The organism is Curtobacterium sp. MCLR17_058, from assembly GCF_003234705.2.
GTDB classification, from domain to species: Bacteria; Actinomycetota; Actinomycetes; order Actinomycetales; family Microbacteriaceae; genus Curtobacterium; species Curtobacterium flaccumfaciens.
This window is the reverse complement of the sequence record NZ_CP126262.1, coordinates 3788847-3810013: the sequence shown is the minus strand read 5'-3', so window position 1 is coordinate 3810013 and position 21167 is coordinate 3788847. Positions and strand designations below refer to the sequence as shown.

Here is a 21167-nt window from a genome sequence, read left to right as displayed (position 1 = left end):
GTCGCGCTCGTCTCCAGGGGTCGTGTCGTGCGTTCGCTGCCGGACGAGGGTGCGTCCTGCGGGGTCGGACATGCCGTGGCGTCCTCGGCGACCGCACTCGGGACCAGGTCGTCGCCGGCGGATCGTCGGTGGCTCCGGGGGCTTCGTCGACGCCTCGTTGCCGCGGAGGTTCCCACAGGGTTGTCCACAGTGTTGTCCACGACCACCTCGAGCCGTCCGACAGGAGTGCTTCCCTGTCGTACCGGCCATCGGGGCGATCGATCACACCACTGTAAAGGACCGGACCGAGTCCCACCGAACGGAAGTTGTCCCCAATGTGGAGAATGGGCTCGAGCGACGGCAGACCCGACGGCGCCGACGCAACCGGTCCCTGCGGGGTTTGACCTGCTCGCCGCTGTCACGTACCGTTAACCAGTTGACTGCGGCCCTTTGGTCGCGCCCATCTGCGTCGTTCGACACCCGGACGGCTACACATACGTGACGGCTCGCCGCGAGCAGCCGTGTGGAGAACATCATGAGCAAGCGCACCTTCCAGCCGAACAACCGCCGCCGCGCCAAGAAGCACGGCTTCCGCCTCCGCATGCGGACGCGTGCCGGCCGCGCCATCCTGTCGGCGCGCCGCGCCAAGGGCCGTACCGAGCTCTCGGCCTGATCAGGCTCATCGCCTGATCCGGTCCTCGGTCTGACCCCGGCGTCGCAGTGTTGGCCAGCGCCAACCGCATCGTGCGCGGGGATGACTACCGGAACGTCGTGCGTCGTGGTCGCAAGAGCGCCACGGCGCACGTCGTCGTGTCCGTGGTCCGTCAGCCGGTCGACCGCAACGGACCGACGCGGTTCGGCTTCATCGTCGCGAAGACGGTGGGGAACGCCGTGACCCGGAACCTGATCAGGCGGCGGCTCAAGGCGATCGCGCACGACCTGCTCGCCGAGACCCCCCAGGGCTTCGACGTGGTGGTCCGTGTACTGCCAGCCGCATCGCAGGCCGGATGGCCTACCCTGCTCGAAGACGTCACGCGCTCCTTCGCGCGCGGGGTGGAGAAGGCAGCATGAACCGCACTCTGTGGACCCGGCTTGCCTGGGTCATCGCGTTGCTCCCACGCAACGCGTGCGTCGTCGTGCTCCGGGCCTACCGTGCGGTGATCTCCCCGCTGTACGGCAACGTCTGCCGCTACCACCCGTCGTGCTCCCGGTACGCCCTCGACGCGATCCAGCAGTACGGCGTCGTCCGCGGATCCGCCATGGGCGCCTGGCGCATCGCCCGTTGCAACCCCTGGGCTGCTGGTGGCATCGACGACGTCAAGGAACGCCGTCACCCGTTCGTCGTCAACCGGTTCGGGTTCGTCCTCGCGCCGATCCCGCAGCAGCCGCACCCCGCGGTCGGAACGGTTCGGCCGGTCCTGCTCCCCCAGCGCACTCGAAAGGCGTAGCCGTCCCCATGGACATCATCGGAACGATCCTCTGGCCGCTCAAATGGGTGGTCTCGGCCATCCTCGTCGGCTTCCACTGGATCTTCGAGAGCATCGGCATGGATCCGAACGAGGGCATCACGTGGGTGCTCTCGATCATCTTCCTGACGTTCGTGGTGCGCGCAGCGCTGATCCCGATCTTCGTCCGGCAGATCAAGTCTCAGCGCCGCATGCTCGAGGTCGCGCCGCAGCTCAAGAAGATCCAGGACAAGTACAAGGGCAAGAAGGACCAGTTCTCGCGTGAGGCCATGAGCCGCGAGACGATGGCGCTCTACAAGGAGACCGGGACCAACCCGCTCAGCTCCTGCCTGCCGCTGCTGCTGCAGATGCCGATCTTCTTCTCGCTGTACTCGGTGCTGCACGAGGCCCAGATCAACAAGACGGGCATCGGCCTGCTGACGAACGACCTCGCGGGGTCGTTCGGCAACGCGGCCCTGTTCGGCGCTCCGCTGCACGAGACCTTCACGAACGCCTCCGGGTGGGAGGTCCGCGCGATCGCGGGCTTCATGATCGTCGTGATGACGGCGTCGCAGTTCATCACGCAGCTGCAGCTCGTCGCCAAGAACATGTCGCCGGAGACCAAGGAGTCTCCGATGTACCGCCAGCAGAAGATGATGCTGTACATCCTCCCGCTGGTCTTCGTGATCTCGGGTCTGAGCTTCCCCCTCGGCGTCATGTTCTACTGGCTGGCCTCGAACCTCTGGACGATGGCGCAGCAGTACTTCGTCATCCGCAGCATGCCGACCCCCGGCTCCGAAGCCGCTCTGGCTCGTGAAGCCCGCCTGGCCAAGAAGGCACAGCGTCGCGGGACCGCCACCCCGGTCCTGGCCGAGGCCGGTGCCGGCGCCGGTGCGACGGAGATCGAGCCCGTGCGCGTCACCACCCAGCGTCAGCAGCCGGTCGGCAAGCAGCGCCAGAAGAAGAACGGGAAGAAGTAAGTGACCGAGCAGGACACCGCAGGCGCCGTCGAGACGACGGAGACCGAGACCGAGGACGCCCGCGACGAAGCGGACATCGCAGCGGACTACATCGAGGAACTCCTCGACATCTGCGACCTCGACGGCGACATCGAGATCGAGGAACGCGCCGGTCGGGTGTACCTGTCCGTCACCGATGACGGCGAGGCACTCCGCGTGCTGTCGAAGCCCGACACCGTGACGGCGCTGCAGGAGCTCACCCGGATCGCCGTGCAGGCCGAGACCGGCGAGTTCAGTCGGCTCATCCTCGACGTCGGTGGCTCGCGGGACGCCCGTGCTGACGAGCTCCAGCGGCTCGTGGACACCGCTGTCGAGCGCATCGAAGCCGGTTCGTCGTCGGCTGCGCTCCCCCCGATGTCGTCGTACGAACGCAAGCTCGTGCACGACCTGGTCGCTGAGAAGGGCTTCCACTCGGAGTCCGAGGGTGAGGGTCGGGACCGCCACACGGTCGTCACCCGATGACGGACGCACCCGTCCCGACCGAGGCAGCACCGGTGCTCGAGGCTGAGCCCGCGGCGGCTGCAGCACTCTTCGGTGACCAGATCGAGGTCGCGCGCTCGTTCACCAACGAGCTCGCGCGGCGGGGTGAGGAGCTGGGCCTGATCGGCCCGCTCGAATTGCCCCGCCTCTGGACGCGACACATCCTCAACTCCGCGTTGCTCGCACCCCTCCTGGAGGCCCGGGGTCGCGTTGCCGACGTCGGTTCCGGTGCAGGGTTGCCGGGTCTCGTGCTCGCGATCGCCCGTCCGGACGTCGAGTTCGTCCTCATCGAGCCGATGGAGCGCCGGACGGATTGGCTTCGCGCTGAGTCTGACCGGCTTGGCTTGCAGAACGTCATGGTGCTCCGCGGCCGTGCTGAGGACGTAGCCGACGACGTCGTGGTTGACCAGGTCACCGCACGCGCCGTGAGTGCCCTGTCGAAGCTCATCCCCCTCACCGTGCCGCTGGTCCGCTCCGGCGGCCAGCTCATCCTGATGAAGGGTGCGCGGGTCGACGAAGAGATCGAGAAGGCCCGCAAGGTCATCCTTCGGAAGCGCCTCTCTGATGTCGAGGTGCTCGAGCTCGGAGAAGGTGTGGTCGACGAGACCACCCGCGTCTTCCGGGCTACAGTTGACTGACGCTGCGGCTCGGGCCGGGTCATCCGGCCGCCAGTGGCTCCGCGTTCCACGTGAAACATCGAACCGGGGAAGAGGCACTCGTTGAGTTCATCGACCGACTACGACGCGTCGACACCGCTCGCTCGCGAGATCGCCGACCTGAACCGTCGCCGGCGCGCGATCGCCACGCAGCAGTTTCCACTCCCTTCTGAGACACGGATCATCACCGTCTCGAACCAGAAGGGTGGCGTCGGCAAGACGACCACGACCGTTAACCTGGCAGCGGGTCTCGCCCATGGCGGCGCTCGTGTGCTCGTCATCGACCTGGACCCGCAGGGCAATGCCTCGACCGCGCTTGGCGTCGATCACCAGGCCGAGGTCGCGAGCATCTACGACGTGATCGTCGACGAGGCACCGATGGCCGACACCGTGCAGGCCTCCCCCGAGTCGGACACCCTCTGGTGTGTGCCGGCCACCATTCACCTCGCCGGCGCCGAGATCGAGCTCGTGTCACTGGTGGCACGTGAGCAGCGTCTCCGGACCGCGCTCGACATGTACCTGCAGTCGCTGGACGAGCCGTACCACTACGTCTTCATCGACTGCCCGCCGTCGCTGGGCCTGTTGACGATCAACGCCTTCGTTGCCGCGCAGGAGGTGCTCATCCCGATCCAGTGCGAGTACTACGCGCTCGAAGGACTGAGCCAGCTGCTGCGGAACATCGAGTTGATCGAACGACACCTCAACCCGAACCTCCGGGTCTCCACGATCCTGCTGACCATGTACGACGGCCGCACGAACCTGGCGAACCAGGTCGCGAACGACGTCCGGGAGCACTTCGGTGACCAGGTACTCAAGGCGATGATCCCCCGTTCCGTCCGCGTGAGCGAAGCACCGAGCTACGGCCAGAGCGTCGTCGCCTACGACGTGAACTCCACCGGGTCGCTGTCCTACCTGGAAGCGGCCGCCGAGATCGCAGCACGAGGAGCGAAGCACTGATGGCACCGAAGCGAACCGGACTCGGCCGAGGCATCGGCGCCCTGATCCCGACGGCGACCGATCAGCAGGACCGTCCCGTCGACGTGTTCTTCCCGACCGGTGGCTCGCCGGCATCCGCTCCGACCGCGGACGAGCTGGTGGCCGTGCCGGGAGCTCGACTCGCCAACCTCAATCCGCTCGACGTGATCCCGAACGCGCAGCAGCCGCGGAAGGAGTTCCGCGAGGAGGAGCTCCAGGAGCTCGTGCACTCGATCCGCGAGATCGGCGTGCTGCAGCCCATCGTCGTCCGGCCCATCCCCGGCGCGACGGGTACCGAGCCCCAATACGAGCTCATCATGGGTGAGCGCCGTCTGCGGGCCACGAAGGAACTCGGCCTGAGCACGATCCCCGCGATCGTGAAGGACACCCCCGACGACGCGATGCTGCGCGACGCCCTGCTGGAGAACCTCCACCGGGCGCAGCTCAACCCCTTGGAAGAGGCATCGGCGTACCAGCAGCTCCTCGCGGACTTCGGGATCACCCAGGAACAGCTCGGACAGCGCATCGGTCGATCGCGCCCGCAGATCACGAACACGATCCGACTCCTGCGGCTCCCCTCCCCCGTGCAGCGGCGAGTGGCCGCAGGCGTGCTCTCTGCCGGACATGCTCGCGCCATCCTCGCCGCTCCGGACGCCGAGGCGATGGAGTACCTGGCCGAGAAGATCGTCAACGAGGACCTGTCCGTCCGTGCTGCCGAGGCGATCGCGCAGCAACTCTCCGCGAAGACGCCGCCGGCGAAGCCGAAGACCGAGCCGTCCAAGCGCCAGGCACACTTCAACGATCTCGCTGAACGGCTCGGTGATCGCTTGAACACGCGGGTGAAGATCGCAGTCGGTGCTCGCAAGAGCTCCGTCACGATCGACTTTGCGAACGGCGACGACCTCAACCGGATCCTCGGTGAGCTCGGGGTAGAGGACCTCGAGGGCTGAACCAGCCTGTGCGCGGCGTTGTGCGGCGCTGTGAGCCCCTGCGACGGTCGGGCTGGGGTCGGCGCACCTGCGACCCAATCCGGCAGCTCTGGTGGCAACACAGCGTGACCGACGCGGCTGCTCCAGCAGTGAGGGTGGTTGGCCTCAGGTGAGATGGTGGCGACGTGACCACCATCGGCTCGCCCTTCATACCAGCGATCCGAGGGACGTTCTTCCGAGCGGTCGACCCGAGGTTCCGTGAGTTCGCTCTCGAGGGATCGCGTTCCGCCAGCCGCTACTGCAGAGCGGACGATCTGACGCGCTACGTCGGATTGCCAGTTGAGGGAGTCGAAGCTTCGATGCTTTCGAACAAGGGCGTGCGGTAGCGAAACGTGGAGATTGACGTCAAGGCCTCTCCGATCGTCTGTTCACGCGGTTCGGGCGCCTCCGGGCCCGCCGAACGCGCGGGGCGCCAACACCGGCGCTGAGTGAGGATCCTCATGGCGAGATGTTCCACGTGGAACACCTCGCCTCGGGAAGCAGGGAAGTCACTCAATGCCGTCGTTCCACGTGGAACATCTCGGCCCGTTCGAGGGGCGGGTAAAGAGCACGTGCCGGTGTTCCACGTGGAACATCGGCTGCAGGGTCAGGCGCGGTGATCCCGGATGGCCTGCTCGGCGAGCTCGGCGTAGGTCCAGCCGAGGTCGAACCCGGACGCGGACAGCGCCTGCGGCAGCAGTGACGTCTCGGTGAGCCCGGGGAGCACGTTCGCCTCGAGGAACCAGGGCGTCCCGGCCCCGTCGATGATCAGGTCGACGCGGGACAGATGCCGGAGTCCCAGAGCTACGTGCGCGGCCACCGCAGCCTCCGAGGCTGCTCCGGCGAACTCGTCGGACAGTCGTGCGGGGGTGTAGAAGGTCGTCTCCCCCGCGTTGTAGCGCGCTTCGAAGCCGTAGATACCGTTGCGCGGCACGATCTCCACGGCGGAGAGCGCCACGGGGCCGTCTCCGGTGTCGATGATCCCTACGGCGACCTCGGTGCCACGGATGAGCTGCTCGACCACGACGTCGTCGCAGTACGTGTACGCCGTCACCATGGCCCGGGGCAGGTCCTTGACGTCATCGACGAGGGTCACGCCCTGCGCACTTCCGCCGCGCGCCGGCTTCACGGCGAGCGGTACCGGGTGCTCGGTGGCGATGGCCTCGAGGACACCGACAGCGCCGAGCTCGCGGAACACGTCGTGGGAGAGCGTCACCGAACGAGGGGTACGGACGCCGGCGCGGGCGACCAGTGCTGACGCCGTGGGCTTGTCCCATGCCAACCGGGCCGACGTCGAACGTGAGCCGACGAACGGGATGTCCACGGCCTCCAGGATGCCCCGCAGGGCCCCGTCCTCACCGGAGGCGCCGTGCAGGGCCGGCCACACGACGTCCGGGCGTGAATCGGCGAGAGCCGGCAGGAGCATCGCGTCGGCGTCGCGCAGGTCCACCTGCCAGCCGTAGCCGGTCAGTGAGTCGGCGACCCGACGACCGGAGCGGAGGGAGACATCTCGTTCGTGCGAGATGCCTCCGGCGACGACGACGACGTGACGACGGGTGAGCTCGGCCATGCGGGGTCCTCCGGTGTGGAACTGCGGTGCTGTGCGATCAGTACCGAGGAAAAGCGCTGATCAGGAGATGTTCGGGGGCGGTGCACTGACGGACGACGTCTCGCGGACCACGGTGTTCGGGCGGGTCGTCGGGCCGAACGTCTCGATCAGTTCGAGCTCGTCGTTGACGACGTTGGCCAGACGCTTGACGCCCACCCGGATCTGCTCGGGCGTCGGGTAGCAGAACGACAGGCGGATGTGTCCGCCTCCGCGTCCGTCGGCGTAGAAGGCCGTGCCGGGCGTGTAGGCCACGAGCTCCTTGACCGCGCGCGGCAGCATGCCCTTGGAGTCGAGTGACTCGGGCAGGGTCAGCCACACGAAGAAGCCGCCGTTCGGCTTCGTCCAGGACAGGTCGGGCAGGAACTCCCCCAGTGCGGACAGCATGGCGTCACGGCGCTCGGCGTAGATGCCCCGGAAGGTGTCGACCTGACCCTTCCAGTCCGCGGCGTCGAGGTACGCGTTCACGACGTACTGGCCGAAGGAGTTCGGCGCGAGCACGGCCGATTCGTTGGCGAGCACGAGCTTCTCGCGGATGGCGTGCGGCGCGAGCGCCCAGCCGACGCGGAACCCGGGTGCGAGGGTCTTCGAGAAGGAGCCGAGGTACACCACGCCCTCTTCGTCGATCGATCGGATCGCCTGCGGCGCGGGCTCGTCGAACCAGAGGAGCCCGTACGGGTTGTCCTCGAGCACGAGGATGTTGTTCGACCGGCAGATGTCGAGCACCTCGATGCGGCGCTCGCGGCTCATGGTGACGCCGGCGGGGTTGTGGAAGTTCGGGATCGTGTAGAGGAACTTGATCCGCTTGCCCTGGGTGCGGAGGTTCGCGATCGCCTCGCGCAGCGCCTCGGGGACGAGACCGAGCTCGTCCGTCGTGACGTGCACCGTCTCGGCCTGGTACGACCGGAAGACCCCGATCGCGCCGACGTACGACGGCGACTCGGCGAGCACGACGTCACCCGGATCGATGAAGAGCCGTGTGACGAGGTCGAGGGCGTGCTGCGAGCCCGTGGTGACCACGACGTCCTCGGCGCTGGCACGGATGCCCTCGAGGCTCATGACGTCCACGATGTGCTCGCGGAGGGAGCGCAGGCCCTGTCCGCCGCCGTACTGGAGCGCCATGGCGGAGTGCTCGTTCATGACACGGTCCAGAGAGCCCGTGACGAGCTCTCTGGGGAGCGCGGAGACAAACGGCATGCCGCCGGCCAGCGAGACCACTTCGGGGCGCGAGGCGACGGCGAACAGGGCTCGGACCTCGGAGGCGCTCAGCCCGGCGGTGCGCTGGGCGTAGGAGTCGTACCAGGGGTCGAGGCTGTTGCCGTTCGTCATCGAGTGCTCCGTTCAGTGGGACATTCCCGCCACACTACGACATCGGCCCGGGGAACCAGGGTTCCGCGACGGGGCCGATCGTCATCCGGTGGCTCCGGACGAGAACGGCCCCGCTCTCCGGGGAGAGCGGGGCCGTTCGGGTGGGGCGACCTATGCGAGGAACTCGGCGAGGTCGGCCTCGAGTGCGGGCTTCGGCTTGGCGCCGATGACGGTCTTGACGACCTCGCCGCCCTTGAAGACCTTCATCGCCGGGATCGACGTGATCTGGTAGTTCATGGCCGACTGGGGGTTGTCGTCCACGTTGAGCTTCACGATCTCGATCTTGCCGGCGTGCTCTTCGGCGATCTGGTCGAGGATCGGCGAGACGGCGCGACACGGGCCACACCATTCGGCCCAGAAGTCGACGAGGATCGTCTTGTCGGACTTGAGGACCTCGTCCGAGAAGGTGGCGTCGGTGACAGCCTTGGCGTTGGACATGTGTGCTCCTTCGAGAAGTCGTTCAGGGGGTACAACGGCGATGCCGTCGTGGTATTCCGAGGCGGGTCAGGCCCGGGCGGCGATGACGTCGACCATGGCGGGCTCGGTCGGGGCGACGCCCTCGGCCTCGTCCGTCAGCGCGTCGTCGAGCTCGGCGAGGTACTTCTCGGCGTCGAGCGCGGCGACTGTGCCCGAACCGGCAGCCGTGATGGCCTGGCGGTAGGACGGGTCGATGACGTCACCGGCGGCGAAGACACCCGGCAGGTTGGTCTTCGACGAACGGCCCTGGACGGCGATCGTGCCCTCGGGCGCGATGTCGATCTGGCCGTGGATCAGGTGGGTGCGCGGGTCGTTGCCGATCGCGATGAACAGGCCGTCCAGTGCGAGCTCGGACTCCTCGCCCGTCACGGTGTCCTTGAGCGTGACGCCCTCGACCGCGGAGTCACCCGTGATGCCGGTGACCTCCTTGTTCCACGCGAACTCGATCTTCGGGTCGTTCATCGCGCGGTCCTGCATGATCTTCGACGCACGCAGGGAGTCCTTGCGGTGGATGACCGTCACCTTGTCGGCGAAGCGGGTGAGGAACGTCGCCTCTTCCATCGCGGAGTCGCCACCACCGACGACGGCGATGTTCTTCTGTCGGAAGAAGAAGCCGTCGCAGGTCGCGCACCACGAGACACCGTGGCCGGACAGGCGCTCTTCGTCGGGGAGCCCGAGGTGACGGTACGCCGAGCCGGTGGCGTAGATGACCGCGAGGGCCTCGTACGTCTCGCCGGAGCCGACGGTGACCTTCTTGACCTTGCCGGTGAGGTCGACGGAGACGGCGTCGTCGTACAGGACCTCGGCACCGAACTTCTCGGCCTGTTCCTGCATCTTGATCATGAGGTCGGGGCCCTGGATCCCTTCGGGGAAGCCCGGGAAGTTCTCGACCTCGGTCGTCTTGGTGAGTTCACCGCCCGTCTCGACACTGGAGGCGACGATGAGCGGCTTGAGCTCTGCGCGCGCTGCGTAGATGCCGGCGGTGAACCCGGCCGGGCCGGAACCGATGATGATGAGCTGGCGCATGCCTGATTGCCCTTCCGTTGCGTCTGACCGGGTCAACCCATCGTACCGGCGAGGCATTCCACACGCCCCGTGAGCGTGTGGTGCCCGGCAGGGATCAGCGGCCGAGCTTGCTCCGGAGCATCCGGACGGCGTTGCCGATCTCGCCGTTCTTCGCGACGACGAGGGCTCCGAAGTACACGGCGACCATCGCGGCGCCGGTGAGGATGATCGTGATGAGGGCACCGGTGCGGTCGGACATCGCGAACCCGGCCTCCGAGAACGCGCCGAAGAAGTTCACGACGAGGAGCCCGACGACGCCGGAGATCAACGCGGCGATCACGAACTGGACGTGCGACCGGGTGATGACCGGACCCTCGATGCTCCCGAGCCGCTTGCGGACGAGCACGAGTGCGACGATCGTCTGCGCCGACCCCGCGATGGTGGTGCAGGCGGCGACCCCGATGCCGATGATCGAGGTGGGGAACGTCGAGACCACCAGGGCCCCGATGACGAAGAGCACCGACTGGATGCACTGCATGAGGAACGGGGTGCGGTGGTCGTGCATCGCCCAGAAGACACGCTGGATGACGAACAGCATGCTGAACAGGACGAGACCAGGCATGTAGGCGACGAGCACGGCACCGACCTGCAGGGCGCTCTCGAACGTGCCCTCGTACAGGCGGCCGAACGGGACTGCGACGACGATCAGCGCGACCGAGGCGAAGACAGTGAAGAGCCCGACGATGCGCAGTGACAGCGACAGGTTGCGGCGGACCGCGTCGAGGTCGCCGCGTTCGGCGTCGTGGCTCATGCGGGTGAAGTACGCCGTCGCGATGGAGACCGTGATGATCGAGTGCGGGAGCATGAAGATGAGCCACGCGTTGCCGAGCACGGCGTTTCCGGGCCCGTCGTCCTGACCCTTCCAGGCGACCGCAGACTGCACGATCCCGGCGATCTGGGTCACGAGGATCATCGCGAAGAGCCAACCGGCGGCGGTGCCCGTGGACTTGAGACCGACCCCGCGCCAGCGGAAGTCCGGTCGGAACGACAAGCCGGCGCGCTTCCAGAAGAAGGGCAGGAACGCCGCCTGGGCGAAGACGCCGAGGGACGCGCTGCCCGCGAGGACAGCGATCTTGATCGGCGTCCACTCACCGACGTCGCTGTGCCCGCTGCCGAACAGTGCGATGAAGACGATGAGGCCGGCGATCGCGATGACGTTGTTCAGCAGTGGTGCCCACGTGAACGGGCCGAAGACCTGCTTCGCGTTGAGGACCTCGCCGAGCAGGGAGTACATCGCGTAGAAGAGGATCTGCGGCAGGCACCAGAAGGCGAAGGCGATGGCGAGGTCGGTGGCGGCCGGACCTCGGCTGTCGGACGACGTCGTGTACAGCCGGACGAGGAGCGGCGCGAGTGCCGTCGCCACGATCGTGATGACGATGAACACGGAACCACCGAGTGTCACGATCTTGTTGACGTACGCCTGCCCGCCGTCCGTGCCGGTCTTCATCGCGCGCACGATCTGCGGGATGAGCACGGCCGACAGCAGACCGCCCGCGATGAGGGCGTAGATGTTGTTCGGCAGCTGGTTCGCGACGGCGAAGGCGTTGGCCGACGGGCTCGCGTTCTGCCCGATCGCGTACGCCAGCACGAAGGTCTTCGCGAAGCCGAGGATGCGGCTCACCATCGTGCCGGCGGCCAGCATCGCGCTCGCCCGGCCGAGGCTGCGCTCGGCGACCGGCTCGGCGTCGACGTCGGGCTGGGGCTGGCTGGTGCTGATGGTCGGCTCCTCGGGGTCGCGGTCGTCCGCGACGGTGTTGCGTGCGGCGTCGGACGGGAGGCTCGGCTCGGCTCCGGCGCGCGCGATGGCGTCCTGCAGGGGGCCCTGGTCCACCGCCGCGGTCGCCGCTCCGGTGGCCGTGCCGGCCGTGGACGCGGCCACGCTGGGTGCGGGGGCCGCTCCGGAGCGGTGATCCGTGCCTCCAGGCCGGGTGGTGGACGCCTGCGCGCCCCCTACCGTCGGCTGGACCGCAAGGGGGCGGTTCGGGTCGTCGTCGTCCTCGTCGTCGAGTTCGCCGTTGCGGCGGCGGATGCGCTTGCGGATGCTGCGGAAGATGCCGAAGCCGAAGATGCCGATCAGGGCGATCGCGGCGGCCGCGGTGATGACCGTCTCCCACTGCGCCTGCACGTTCAGCTCGACGGTCGCGGGCTCGGCCACGGCGACGCCGGTCGGGCTCGAGAGCGACATCGTCAACTCGACCTTGCCGTTCGCGACCGACTGCACGGGGACGGTCGCGCGGGTGGAGGAATCGGGCTGGATCTCGACGACGATGTCGTTGCGGACGACCCGCAGCGCCGAGTTGGACGGCTGCACGGACAGGTGCACCGTGACCGGGTAGGCGGAGCTGTTGCGGATCGACACCGGCAGGGACGACCGGTCGCCGAGCAGGGTGAGGCTGCTCGAGTCGACGATCCCGACCTCGGTGGTGCTCTTCGCCCAGGCGGCCGTGCGGGCCTCCACCGCGGCGGCGAGGCCCTGGTCGTCGTCGCGCCACGCGTTCGAGGCAAGCGCGAGCAGACGGAGCCGGGCGGGCGCGGTGAGCTGGTTCGGGTCGCCGAGGATCGTCGCGAACGCGGAGAGCCCCTGTTCCCCCCGCACGAGTCGCTGCAGCTGGTCGATCCGGGCCTCGCCGGTGGACGCGCTGGCGAGCGTGAGCGACCCGGCCACGGCCTTCGAGGCGGTGGAGAGGTCGGCCGGGGCGACCCAGGCGGTGCTCTCGAGGGCGTCCAGCGCCTGGCTGAGCCGGGTGGAGTCGGACGGCCAATCGCGCCCGAGGGTCAGCAGGATCGGCCCCGTGGCGGTGGCGGCACGGGCCGAGGTGGCCAGCGTCGCGGTGAGCTCGGACATCGTCGACGACCAGGTCTGCCGGTCGGTGGCGGCGGCGGCCCGGCGGAGCATCGACGACATCGACTGGTCGGAGACGAGCACGTGGTCGTCGCCGATCTTCTCGGACGCGGTGATGGTGGTGTCCGCGCCGGCCGAGGTGTTGCCGCTCGAGACGATGGTGGTCTTCGTGCCGGCACGCTCGAGGGCGGGCAGGTCGGCGGAGGAAACCGTCCCCTCGGTCGGCCAGGCGATCGAGTCCATCGAGTACGGGAAGTCGAGCAGGGACTCCGTGGTCGGCAGCGTCTCCTGCGCCTGGTCGGCACCGTCGTCGGTCGTGGTGCCGTCGCTCGCGGCCTCGGTGGGGGCCGGTGACGAGGTCTGCCCCGGTGTGGCCGTCGGAGTCGGTGCCGGGGTCTCGGCGCCGGGGAAGTTCTCGGACTTGACGGACTGGTCGAGGGAGATCGGCGACAGGATGCCGTCGGACCCGGCCTGGCGCAGACCGGTGACGTCGGCGTCGGCGTAGGTCAGCGCGAAGGTCTCGTTGCGCAGTGATTCGAGACGCTGCAGCCAGGTGATCGCACTCGACGGGGCGTTGTCGCCGAGGATCCGGATCGAGGCGATGATCCGCGGGTCCACCGCCACGGCGACGTTGTGGTCCTCGGCTGCGTCGAGCTGCTGCGTGAGCGTGCCGTCGACCGAGGTCGCGGCGGCCAGCACGGGGGCGGTGAGGATGCCGTCGGTCGACTTCGGCACGGTGATCGGCATCGCGACCGAGACGCTGACCGGGGCCTGTTCGAAGTCCGGGTACCAGGTGATGGCGGAGCGGTCGACGGCGAAGGCATCGCCCGCCGTGTACTCGGCCGCGATGCGGCGGGCGCCGAACGAGGAGTACCCGCCGAGCGCCACGTTGCCGGAGACGATCTCGACCGAGTCGATGGTGATCGAACGGTGCGCCGGGATCGCCGGGATGTCCACGGAGTCCATCGGGGCGCCGAGGTAACCGGTTGTGGTGGTGTCGCTGAGCCAGCTCGCCAGGACGTCGCGCGTGCTCACCGAGCGGAAGATGTCGAACTCCGCGGTGCCGGCCGGCAGCGCCGCGTCGGTGTCGTTCGTGACGGTGACCGACAGGGTGAGGTCCTGGTCGCGCTGGACGACGCCACGGTTCGCGGGGGCGATCGAGATGGTGGCCTTGCCCGCGTCTGCGGCGGCCGGATCGGCGACGTGGCTCTTGGCTGCGGACACCGTGGCGGCCGAGGCGTGATCGGTGGCGACGGGCGCGACGACCAGGCCGAGCGCGACGAGGGTCGACGCGGCTGCGGCGAGCGTGGTGCGGAGCATCTGCATACGGGGAGCGGGCCACGGGGTCGGTTCGGGCCGAGCACGAGTGTATGAGGCGTGACCATGAACAGGTCCCGTGCGCGCGCGGCTTGTGGAGAACTCGGGGCCTCGATCTGGGAGGATGAGCACCGTCATGCAGTCCGTTGCCCAGGCCGTCGAACGACTCGACGCACTCGCCACCACCGAGCCCGTCGACCTCCTCGCTCGGGCCTTCGCCGACGCCGGACACGAACTCGCCCTCGTCGGCGGCCCCGTCCGTGACGCGTTCCTCGGCCGTCCGGTGACCGATCTGGACTTCACCACCGACGCCCGGCCGGACGAGATCCTGCGGATCGTCGAACCCATCGCGAGTGCCACCTGGGACGTCGGTCGCCAGTTCGGCACCATCGCCGCACGGGTCGCCGGCGAGCAGGTCGAGATCACCACGTACCGCAGCGACGTCTACGACGGCGAGACCCGCAAGCCCGAGGTCGCGTTCGGCGACACCATCGAGGACGACCTGCTCCGTCGCGACTTCACCGTCAACGCGATGGCCCTGCGGCTGCCGGACCGCGAACTCGTCGACGTGCACGGCGGCGTCGAGGACCTGCTCGCCGCACGGCTCCGGACGCCCCAGACCGCGGTCGTCTCGTTCCGCGACGACCCCCTGCGGATGATGCGCGCCGCACGGTTCACGTCCCAACTGGGCTTCACCGTCGACGACGACGTGCGGGCCGCGATGCAGGACCTCGTCGTATCGATCGACATCGTGTCCGCCGAACGGGTCCGCGACGAACTCGTCAAACTGCTCAACACGGACGACCCGGTCCCCGGCCTCCGGCTGCTCGTCGACACCGGCCTCGCCGAGCGGTTCCTGCCCGAGCTGCCCGAGATGCGGCTCGAGGTCGACGAGCACCACCACCACAAGGACGTCTACGAGCACTCCCTCACCGTGCTCGAGCAGGCGATCGGGTACGAGGCCGAGCGGCACGCCGGCGATCCCCCGGACACCGTGCTCCGGCTCGCGGCGCTGCTGCACGACATCGGCAAGCCCGCGACGCGCAAGCTCGAGCCCGGCGGCGCCGTGAGCTTCCACCACCACGACCTGGTCGGTTCCAAGATGGCGAAGAAGCGACTCCGTGCGCTCCGCTTCGACAACGACACCATCGCCGCGGTGTCCCGCCTGATCGAGCTGCACCTGCGCTTCTTCGGGTACACCGAGGGCGCCTGGACCGACTCCGCCGTCCGTCGCTACGTCCGCGACGCCGGACCGCAGCTCGAACGGCTGCACGAGCTCACCCGTTCGGACGTCACCACCCGCAACCGCCGCAAGGCCGACCGGCTGGCGTTCGCCTACGACGACCTCGAGGACCGCATCGAGGTCCTGTCCAAGCAGGAGGAGCTGGAGTCGATCCGTCCGGACCTGACCGGCGACGACATCATGCGGATCCTCGACATCCCGCCGGGGCGTGCCGTGGGCGAGGCCTACCGGTTCCTGCTCGAGGCCCGGATGGACGAAGGGCCCCTCGGACCGGAGACGGCCGAGGAGCGCCTGCGCGAGTGGTGGAGCACCCGAGGCGACACCGGCGCCTGAGACGCGACCGCCTGACGGGCGGGACCGCTCTCCACAGGCCGGTGGCGCGCCTCCAGGCAGTCCGGTAGGCTACCCAGGTTGCCCCTCGCGCACCTGCGTGGTCTGGGGCACATGCATCAACCCTCCTGCCCCGGGAACCGCCCGGGGCCGCTGAGACCAGAGGAGGTGGGTTCCGCATGCACCAGTACGAACTGATGGCGATCCTCGACCCCGAGATCGATGAGCGCACCGTCGCTCCCAGCCTGGACAAGTTCCTGGCCGTGATCCGCAACGCGGGTGGCACCGTCGACAACGTGGACGTCTGGGGCCGTCGCCGGCTCGCTTACGAGATCGCGAAGAAGTCCGAGGGCATCTACGCCGTCGTCGACTTCACGTCGTCGCCCGAGGCCGCCAAGGAGCTCGACCGTCAGCTCGGTCTCTCCGAGGCCGTGCTCCGCACGAAGGTCCTCCGCGCTGAAGAGGGCATCGCGCAGGTCGCCGCCCAGAAGCAGCGTGACGAGGCTCGCGCGGCCCGCAAGGCCGCCAACGCCTCCGCGACCGCGAGCGCCGAGTAACCCGTGGCCGGCGAAACCGTCATCACGGTGGTGGGCAACCTCACCGCGGACCCCGAGCTGCGCTACACGCAGAACGGGCTCGCCGTGGCGAACTTCACCATCGCGTCGACCCCTCGCACGTTCGACCGTCAGGCGAACGAGTGGAAGGACGGCGATGCGCTGTTCCTCCGCGCGAGTGTGTGGCGCGAGTTCGCCGAGCACGTGGCGGGGTCGCTGACGAAGGGCTCGCGCGTCATCGCGCAGGGTCGTCTGCGTCAGCGTTCCTACCAGGACCGTGAGGGCCAGCAGCGCACGAGCATCGAGCTCGAGGTCGACGAGATCGGCCCGTCGCTCCGCTACGCGACCGCACAGATCACCCGCGCAGCGGGTGGCAGTGGCGGCGGTCGTGGCCAGGTCGGCGGCGGCGGCAGCGCCCCCGCGGGCAACGGCGGCGGCAACTGGAACAACAACGGTGGCGGTCAGTCGGACGCGCCCTGGTCTCCCCAGGGTGGCCAGCAGGGTGGCGGCAACGCACAGTCGAACGACGTGTGGAGCACCCCCGGCGGCAACTTCGACGACGAGACCCCGTTCTGATCCTCAGCGTTCCGACGGACACACAACTTTTCTTCTAAGGACAAATCACTATGGCTGGAAAGAGCACCGGCGACCGCCGGAAGCCTCGCGGCAAGGGCGGCAAGAACGCTGCTCCCGCGAAGTCGATCAAGGTCGGCGTCATCGACTACAAGGACGTTGCGACCCTTCGCAAGTTCATCTCGGAGCGTGGAAAGATCCGCGCCCGTCGCATCACCGGCGTCTCCGTCCAGGAGCAGCGCCTCATCGCCCGTGCCGTGAAGAACGCCCGTGAGATGGCGCTCCTCCCCTACGCCGGCTCCGGCCGCTGATCGGAGGTCGACACATGTCGAAGCTCATCCTCACCCACGAGGTCTCCGGCCTCGGTTCCGCTGGTGACGTCGTCGACGTCAAGAACGGCTACGCCCGCAACTACCTCATCCCCCAGGGCTTCGCTGTCGCGTGGTCCAAGGGCGGCGAGAAGCAGGTCGAGTCGATCCGTGCCGCGCGTACCGCGCGCGAGCTCGCCACCATCGAAGAGGCACAGGACCTCAAGATGAAGCTCGAGAACGCGACCATCACCCTGTCGGTCAAGGCCGGCAAGGACGGTCGTCTGTTCGGCTCCGTCCGTCCGGGCGACGTCGCTGACGCCGTCCAGGCGCAGGGTGTCGGCTCGCTCGACAAGCGCAAGGTTGAGGTCCCCGCGACCATCAAGACCGTCGGTGACCACGAGGCCACCGTGCGCCTGCGCGAGGACATCACTGCCGTGATCTCGCTCAAGGTCGTCGCTGCCAAGTAGCACTGACGTTCCGCTCCACGACGGGCGGGTCTCCTCCGGGAGGCCCGCCCGTCGTTGCGTTCCGGGGCGGCCGCGCGGCTTGTCCCACGGCTGTCGCCGACATGGTCACGGGCCTGGAGGCGCGGCTCGACTCGGGCTGGCTGGTTACGGTTCAGACGGGGTCGCGCTGGCTGGGAACAGGCCGAGAACTCTTCCCACAGGAGGGGTCCTTGTCAAGTCGTTTTACACAGTGGAAACGTGTCAAATCGGAACCTTCAAGGGGTACTTGAACCCCACTTTTCCACACACCGTGTGCAACAGAAAACCCCAGATCAAGTGGTCGAAAGTGTGTTCGTACGGGTCTTTTTCCACAGGCCCGTCCACAGTTCTCCACACAGCGCTCCGGCGTGTTCCGCAGGCTCTCCACAGAGTTATCCACAGGGCCGTTTGTTGGGGATAACTCTGGGGCCGTACGTTGGCCCAGCGACTCGGGGATGTCGGTTGCCGGGGGTAGAAACAGGGGTGCGGGTTCCGGCCGGTGGGTGCTGTCCCGCCGGTCCAGGTCCGTGTCGTCAACAGAGGAGAGCGTGTGTCGATCGCACATCTTGAGCCCGCACCGCAGGACTACGCGGAGCGCGGCATGGAACGCACCCCGCCGCACGACATGCTCGCGGAGCAGTCGACCATCGGTGGCATGCTCCTGTCGAAGGACGCCGTCGCCGACGTCATCGAGACCGCCCGAGGCGTGGACTTCTACGTCCCCAAGCACGAGGTGATCTTCGACGCGATCCTGTCGCTCTACTCGCACGGTGAGCCCACCGACGTCATCGCCGTCACCGACGAGCTGACCAAGACCGGTCTGCTGTCCCGCGCCGGCGGCGCCGAGTACCTGCACAGCGTCACGAGCATGGTGCCGACCGCCGCGAACGCCGGCTACTACGCCGGCATCGTCGCCGAGAAGGCGGTGCTCCGCCGCCTGGTGGACGCCGGCACCCGCATCGTCCAGATGGGCTACGCGTCCGAGGGTGAGGTCACCGACCTCGTCAACAGCGCGCAGGCCGAGGTCTACAACGTCGCCGGTGGTGTGCAGACCGAGGACTACGTCCCGCTGACCGACGCCATCTCGGCCGCGCTCGACGAGATCGAGGCCGCCAAGGGCCGCGACGGCCAGATGACCGGGGTGCCGACCGGGTTCGCGCAGCTCGACGGCCTGACGAACGGCTTCCACCCCGGACAGCTCATCATCGTCGCCGCCCGACCCGCCCTCGGTAAGTCGACGCTGGCGCTCGACCTGTGCCGCGCCGCCGCGATCAAGCACGACCAGACCGCCGCGTTCTTCTCGCTCGAGATGGGTCGCGCCGAGATCGCGATGCGTCTGCTCTCCGCCGAGACCAGCGTGCCGCTGCAGAACATGCGCAAGGGCACCGTGGACTCGCGCGACTGGACCACCATCGCGCAGACCCGCGGTCGCATCAACGACGCCCCGTTCTTCATCGACGACTCCCCCAACATGACGCTCGTCGAGATCCGCGCCAAGTGCCGTCGACTCAAGCAGCAGCACAACCTGAAGCTCGTGGTCATCGACTACCTGCAGCTGATGACCTCGGGCAAGAAGGTCGAGAGCCGCCAGCAAGAGGTCTCCGAGTTCTCGCGTGCCCTGAAGCTGATGGCCAAGGAGCTCCAGGTCCCCGTCATCGCCCTGTCGCAGCTGAACCGTGGCCCGGAGCAGCGTGCCGACAAGAAGCCGGCGATCTCCGACCTCCGTGAGTCCGGCTCCATCGAGCAGGACGCCGACATGGTCATCCTGCTGCACCGCGAGTCGGCGTACGAGAAGGACAACCCGCGTCAGGGTGAGGCGGACCTGATCGTCGCGAAGCACCGTAACGGACCGACGGACACCATCACCGTGGCGTTCCACGGGATGTTCTCGCGGTTCGTCGACATGCCGCAGTAGGCGCATGGTGTCGTCCGCCAGCTAACGTGTCCGACTGCCACTCAACGTGTCTGAAATACGGACGTGGACACGATGTTTGGCAGTACGGACGGGCCAGGCTGACTAGGGGTCGGCTAAGTCTTCGTGCGTCGCGAGGCGTCCGTATGGCGTGCGTGAAGTGAGATAGTTCGCGGACCACCTATGCGAGACGGGTTCGCCCGACCATCGGGGTGGTCTCGGCTGTTCTCGGCCTGGCGTTCGCCGGGCTAGTCGGTGTCACTATCGGGTCCGCGCGGGCCACGGCAGGAGACGCGGGGCGGATCCTGCTCACGGTCCTGGCCGGCGCAGGCGCGGCCCTTTGTCTCGCGGTGACCGGTTGCGCGCGGAACCGGTGGCGCGACGCCCGGCTGGACGCAGCGATACTCAGGGGTCGCCAATCGAAAGGCGGGGCGGACGTTCTGGCCGCCGACGAGAATCGCTCACAGGCGTAGGCCCCGGTGGGCGAGCGGCTTGTGAAGATCACGACGTGGAGCGGTGCGAGAGGGGCGACGCCGACCGAAGCTGCTTGCAGTGTGTCGGCCCCTCGGGCCCCGTGTCCAGAGACGATCGGCTACCGGGCATTTGATCCGGTTGCCCTGGCAGCGCGGGACGCGAGCTGCTAGCGGTGGTTGTTCGGTTCCTACTGGTTGCCCGGGTCGTGACGCAGGTCCAAGCGGCGCTCGAGGATCGCCTCCGCGAGTGTGGGGAGCGGTTGGTCGTCCGCGAACGCGCGAGCGCGTATGACGAGGAGTGCATCCTCGACGGCCACGCCGAACTGTGCCGACACCATCCCGGTTGCTTGGTGAATGCGCCGGCCGGACGGCTGCATGACGGACGACACAGCAGGGGTGGACCCTGCTGCCATGTCGCGGACCGCGCCGGCGAGGATCCGCTGCGCGGTGTGGCCGGCCAGACATGTCGCATCGGACATCTGCGCCGACGAGAACGGTCCCGCACCGGACATGTAGAGGGTGACGGCGCCGATGTCGAGCGATCCGACGAACAGGGGAAAGGACAGCAGCCCGGACCAGTCGGTCTGTCGGAGCATCGTGAGGGCTGTCGGCCACTCCTCGGCGGTCGCGGTGGCTAGGTCGTACACGGTGACAGCGCTCCGGTGTCGAAGTGCCGACCACCCCGGGCCCTCCCCGAGCGTCACCTGCTCTTCATCCGCGGCCGCAGCGCTCGGATCGGACGCATCGACGACGGCTGATCCGAAGATTCCACCGAGGGTTGAGACCACCGCTGCCGCGATCGGGAGGACGGTAACGAACGGGCCGGCGAGATCGTCGTCCTCGTCACCGTCCCCCGCGCGATGGATCGCGTCGCTGGACCTAGACATGTTGACTCCCTCCATGGAGGAGCTACAGCGCGAGGTCTGGGTACTGGAGCACTTGCGACGAGTCTAGGGTCGATCCAACCAATCCCAACGGGCGCGAAAAAGCCTCGGCGGCAGCGCTCGACCCACGGTTCGTCGTCGTCAAGCAGGACGACCGGTAGCCGATTCTCTACCGGGCCGACCCACGCGCGGCAACGGCGCCGGT

The 21167-nt window shown here is 68.2% G+C and carries 20 protein-coding genes; 14 read left to right on the top strand and 6 right to left on the bottom strand.

Features of this window, described 5'->3' with window-relative positions:
* Positions 1 to 514: 514 nt before the first annotated feature.
* The 8 genes from rpmH to DEJ11_RS18065 all read left to right on the top strand — a co-directional run bounded on the left by rpmH (position 515) and on the right by DEJ11_RS18065 (position 5504).
* The gene (gene rpmH / locus DEJ11_RS18100) at positions 515 to 652 is read left to right on the top strand and encodes a 50S ribosomal protein L34 (protein WP_022889115.1); all 138 of its coding nucleotides are present in this window, start codon (positions 515 to 517) and stop codon (positions 650 to 652) included.
* Positions 653 to 699: 47 nt separating this feature from the next.
* Positions 700 to 1050, top strand: a complete 351-nt coding sequence (gene rnpA, locus DEJ11_RS18095) for a ribonuclease P protein component (RefSeq protein ID WP_071404131.1) — start codon at positions 700 to 702, stop codon at positions 1048 to 1050.
* Positions 1047 to 1427 carry a membrane protein insertion efficiency factor YidD gene (yidD, locus tag DEJ11_RS18090; RefSeq protein ID WP_071404130.1) on the top strand — a complete coding sequence of 127 codons (381 nt, stop codon included), beginning with the start codon at positions 1047 to 1049 and terminating at the stop codon, positions 1425 to 1427. The genes rnpA and yidD overlap by 4 nt, the downstream gene beginning before the upstream one ends.
* 8 nt (positions 1428 to 1435) lie before the next feature.
* Positions 1436 to 2404: a membrane protein insertase YidC gene (yidC, locus tag DEJ11_RS18085; protein ID WP_111102784.1), complete on the top strand. Its 969-nt coding sequence runs from the start codon at positions 1436 to 1438 to the stop codon at positions 2402 to 2404.
* Positions 2405 to 2905, top strand: coding sequence for a Jag family protein (locus DEJ11_RS18080; RefSeq protein WP_110863687.1), 501 nt, complete (start codon positions 2405 to 2407; stop codon positions 2903 to 2905).
* Complete coding sequence (rsmG, locus tag DEJ11_RS18075) at positions 2902 to 3561, top strand: 16S rRNA (guanine(527)-N(7))-methyltransferase RsmG (RefSeq protein WP_111102783.1); 660 nt, start codon at positions 2902 to 2904, stop codon at positions 3559 to 3561. Before DEJ11_RS18080 ends, rsmG begins: the two co-directional genes overlap by 4 nt.
* Positions 3562 to 3642: 81 nt before the next feature.
* Complete coding sequence (locus tag DEJ11_RS18070) at positions 3643 to 4536, top strand: ParA family protein (RefSeq protein ID WP_269149421.1); 894 nt, start codon at positions 3643 to 3645, stop codon at positions 4534 to 4536.
* The gene (locus DEJ11_RS18065; RefSeq protein ID WP_111038691.1) at positions 4536 to 5504 is read left to right on the top strand and encodes a ParB/RepB/Spo0J family partition protein; all 969 of its coding nucleotides are present in this window, start codon (positions 4536 to 4538) and stop codon (positions 5502 to 5504) included. Before DEJ11_RS18070 ends, DEJ11_RS18065 begins: the two co-directional genes overlap by 1 nt.
* Positions 5505 to 6129: 625 nt before the next feature.
* On the opposite strand, the gene DEJ11_RS18060 is transcribed toward DEJ11_RS18065, so the two are convergent.
* The 5 genes from DEJ11_RS18060 to DEJ11_RS18040 all read right to left on the bottom strand — a co-directional run bounded on the left by DEJ11_RS18060 (position 6130) and on the right by DEJ11_RS18040 (position 14206).
* Complete coding sequence (locus tag DEJ11_RS18060; RefSeq protein ID WP_111102782.1) at positions 6130 to 7092, bottom strand: D-alanine--D-alanine ligase family protein; 963 nt, start codon at positions 7090 to 7092, stop codon at positions 6130 to 6132.
* A 60-nt stretch (positions 7093 to 7152) separates the two neighbouring features.
* The gene (locus DEJ11_RS18055; RefSeq protein WP_071404124.1) at positions 7153 to 8457 is read right to left on the bottom strand and encodes an aminotransferase-like domain-containing protein; all 1305 of its coding nucleotides are present in this window, start codon (positions 8455 to 8457) and stop codon (positions 7153 to 7155) included.
* A 150-nt stretch (positions 8458 to 8607) separates the two neighbouring features.
* Entirely contained in the window at positions 8608 to 8934 is a 327-nt protein-coding gene (gene trxA, locus DEJ11_RS18050) for a thioredoxin (RefSeq protein ID WP_017887828.1), read from the bottom strand.
* A 66-nt stretch (positions 8935 to 9000) separates the two neighbouring features.
* Positions 9001 to 9999 carry a thioredoxin-disulfide reductase gene (trxB, locus tag DEJ11_RS18045; protein WP_071404123.1) on the bottom strand — a complete coding sequence of 333 codons (999 nt, stop codon included), beginning with the start codon at positions 9997 to 9999 and terminating at the stop codon, positions 9001 to 9003.
* A 94-nt stretch (positions 10000 to 10093) separates the two neighbouring features.
* Positions 10094 to 14206: a DUF6049 family protein gene (locus DEJ11_RS18040; protein WP_220038308.1), complete on the bottom strand. Its 4113-nt coding sequence runs from the start codon at positions 14204 to 14206 to the stop codon at positions 10094 to 10096.
* Between the two features lie 127 nt (positions 14207 to 14333).
* On the opposite strand from DEJ11_RS18040, the gene DEJ11_RS18035 reads away from it, so the two are divergent.
* From DEJ11_RS18035 to dnaB, 6 genes are all read left to right on the top strand, one after another.
* Complete coding sequence (locus DEJ11_RS18035; RefSeq protein WP_111102872.1) at positions 14334 to 15773, top strand: CCA tRNA nucleotidyltransferase; 1440 nt, start codon at positions 14334 to 14336, stop codon at positions 15771 to 15773.
* 176 nt (positions 15774 to 15949) lie between these two features.
* Positions 15950 to 16327 (top strand): 30S ribosomal protein S6, encoded by a 378-nt coding sequence (gene rpsF, locus DEJ11_RS18030; protein ID WP_111102780.1) that lies wholly within the window; start codon positions 15950 to 15952, stop codon positions 16325 to 16327.
* Positions 16328 to 16330: 3 nt separating this feature from the next.
* Positions 16331 to 16900: a single-stranded DNA-binding protein gene (locus tag DEJ11_RS18025; RefSeq protein WP_111038694.1), complete on the top strand. Its 570-nt coding sequence runs from the start codon at positions 16331 to 16333 to the stop codon at positions 16898 to 16900.
* Positions 16901 to 16950: 50 nt separating this feature from the next.
* Positions 16951 to 17208, top strand: coding sequence for a 30S ribosomal protein S18 (rpsR, locus tag DEJ11_RS18020; RefSeq protein WP_017887834.1), 258 nt, complete (start codon positions 16951 to 16953; stop codon positions 17206 to 17208).
* 14 nt (positions 17209 to 17222) lie between these two features.
* Positions 17223 to 17675 (top strand): 50S ribosomal protein L9, encoded by a 453-nt coding sequence (gene rplI, locus DEJ11_RS18015; RefSeq protein ID WP_027466901.1) that lies wholly within the window; start codon positions 17223 to 17225, stop codon positions 17673 to 17675.
* 568 nt (positions 17676 to 18243) lie between these two features.
* Positions 18244 to 19608, top strand: coding sequence for a replicative DNA helicase (gene dnaB, locus DEJ11_RS18010; protein WP_031260130.1), 1365 nt, complete (start codon positions 18244 to 18246; stop codon positions 19606 to 19608).
* 658 nt (positions 19609 to 20266) lie between these two features.
* Here the strand turns inward: dnaB and DEJ11_RS18005 are convergent.
* Positions 20267 to 20965, bottom strand: a complete 699-nt coding sequence (locus DEJ11_RS18005) for a GAF and ANTAR domain-containing protein (RefSeq protein WP_111102778.1) — start codon at positions 20963 to 20965, stop codon at positions 20267 to 20269.
* Between the last annotated feature and the right edge of the window lie 202 nt (positions 20966 to 21167).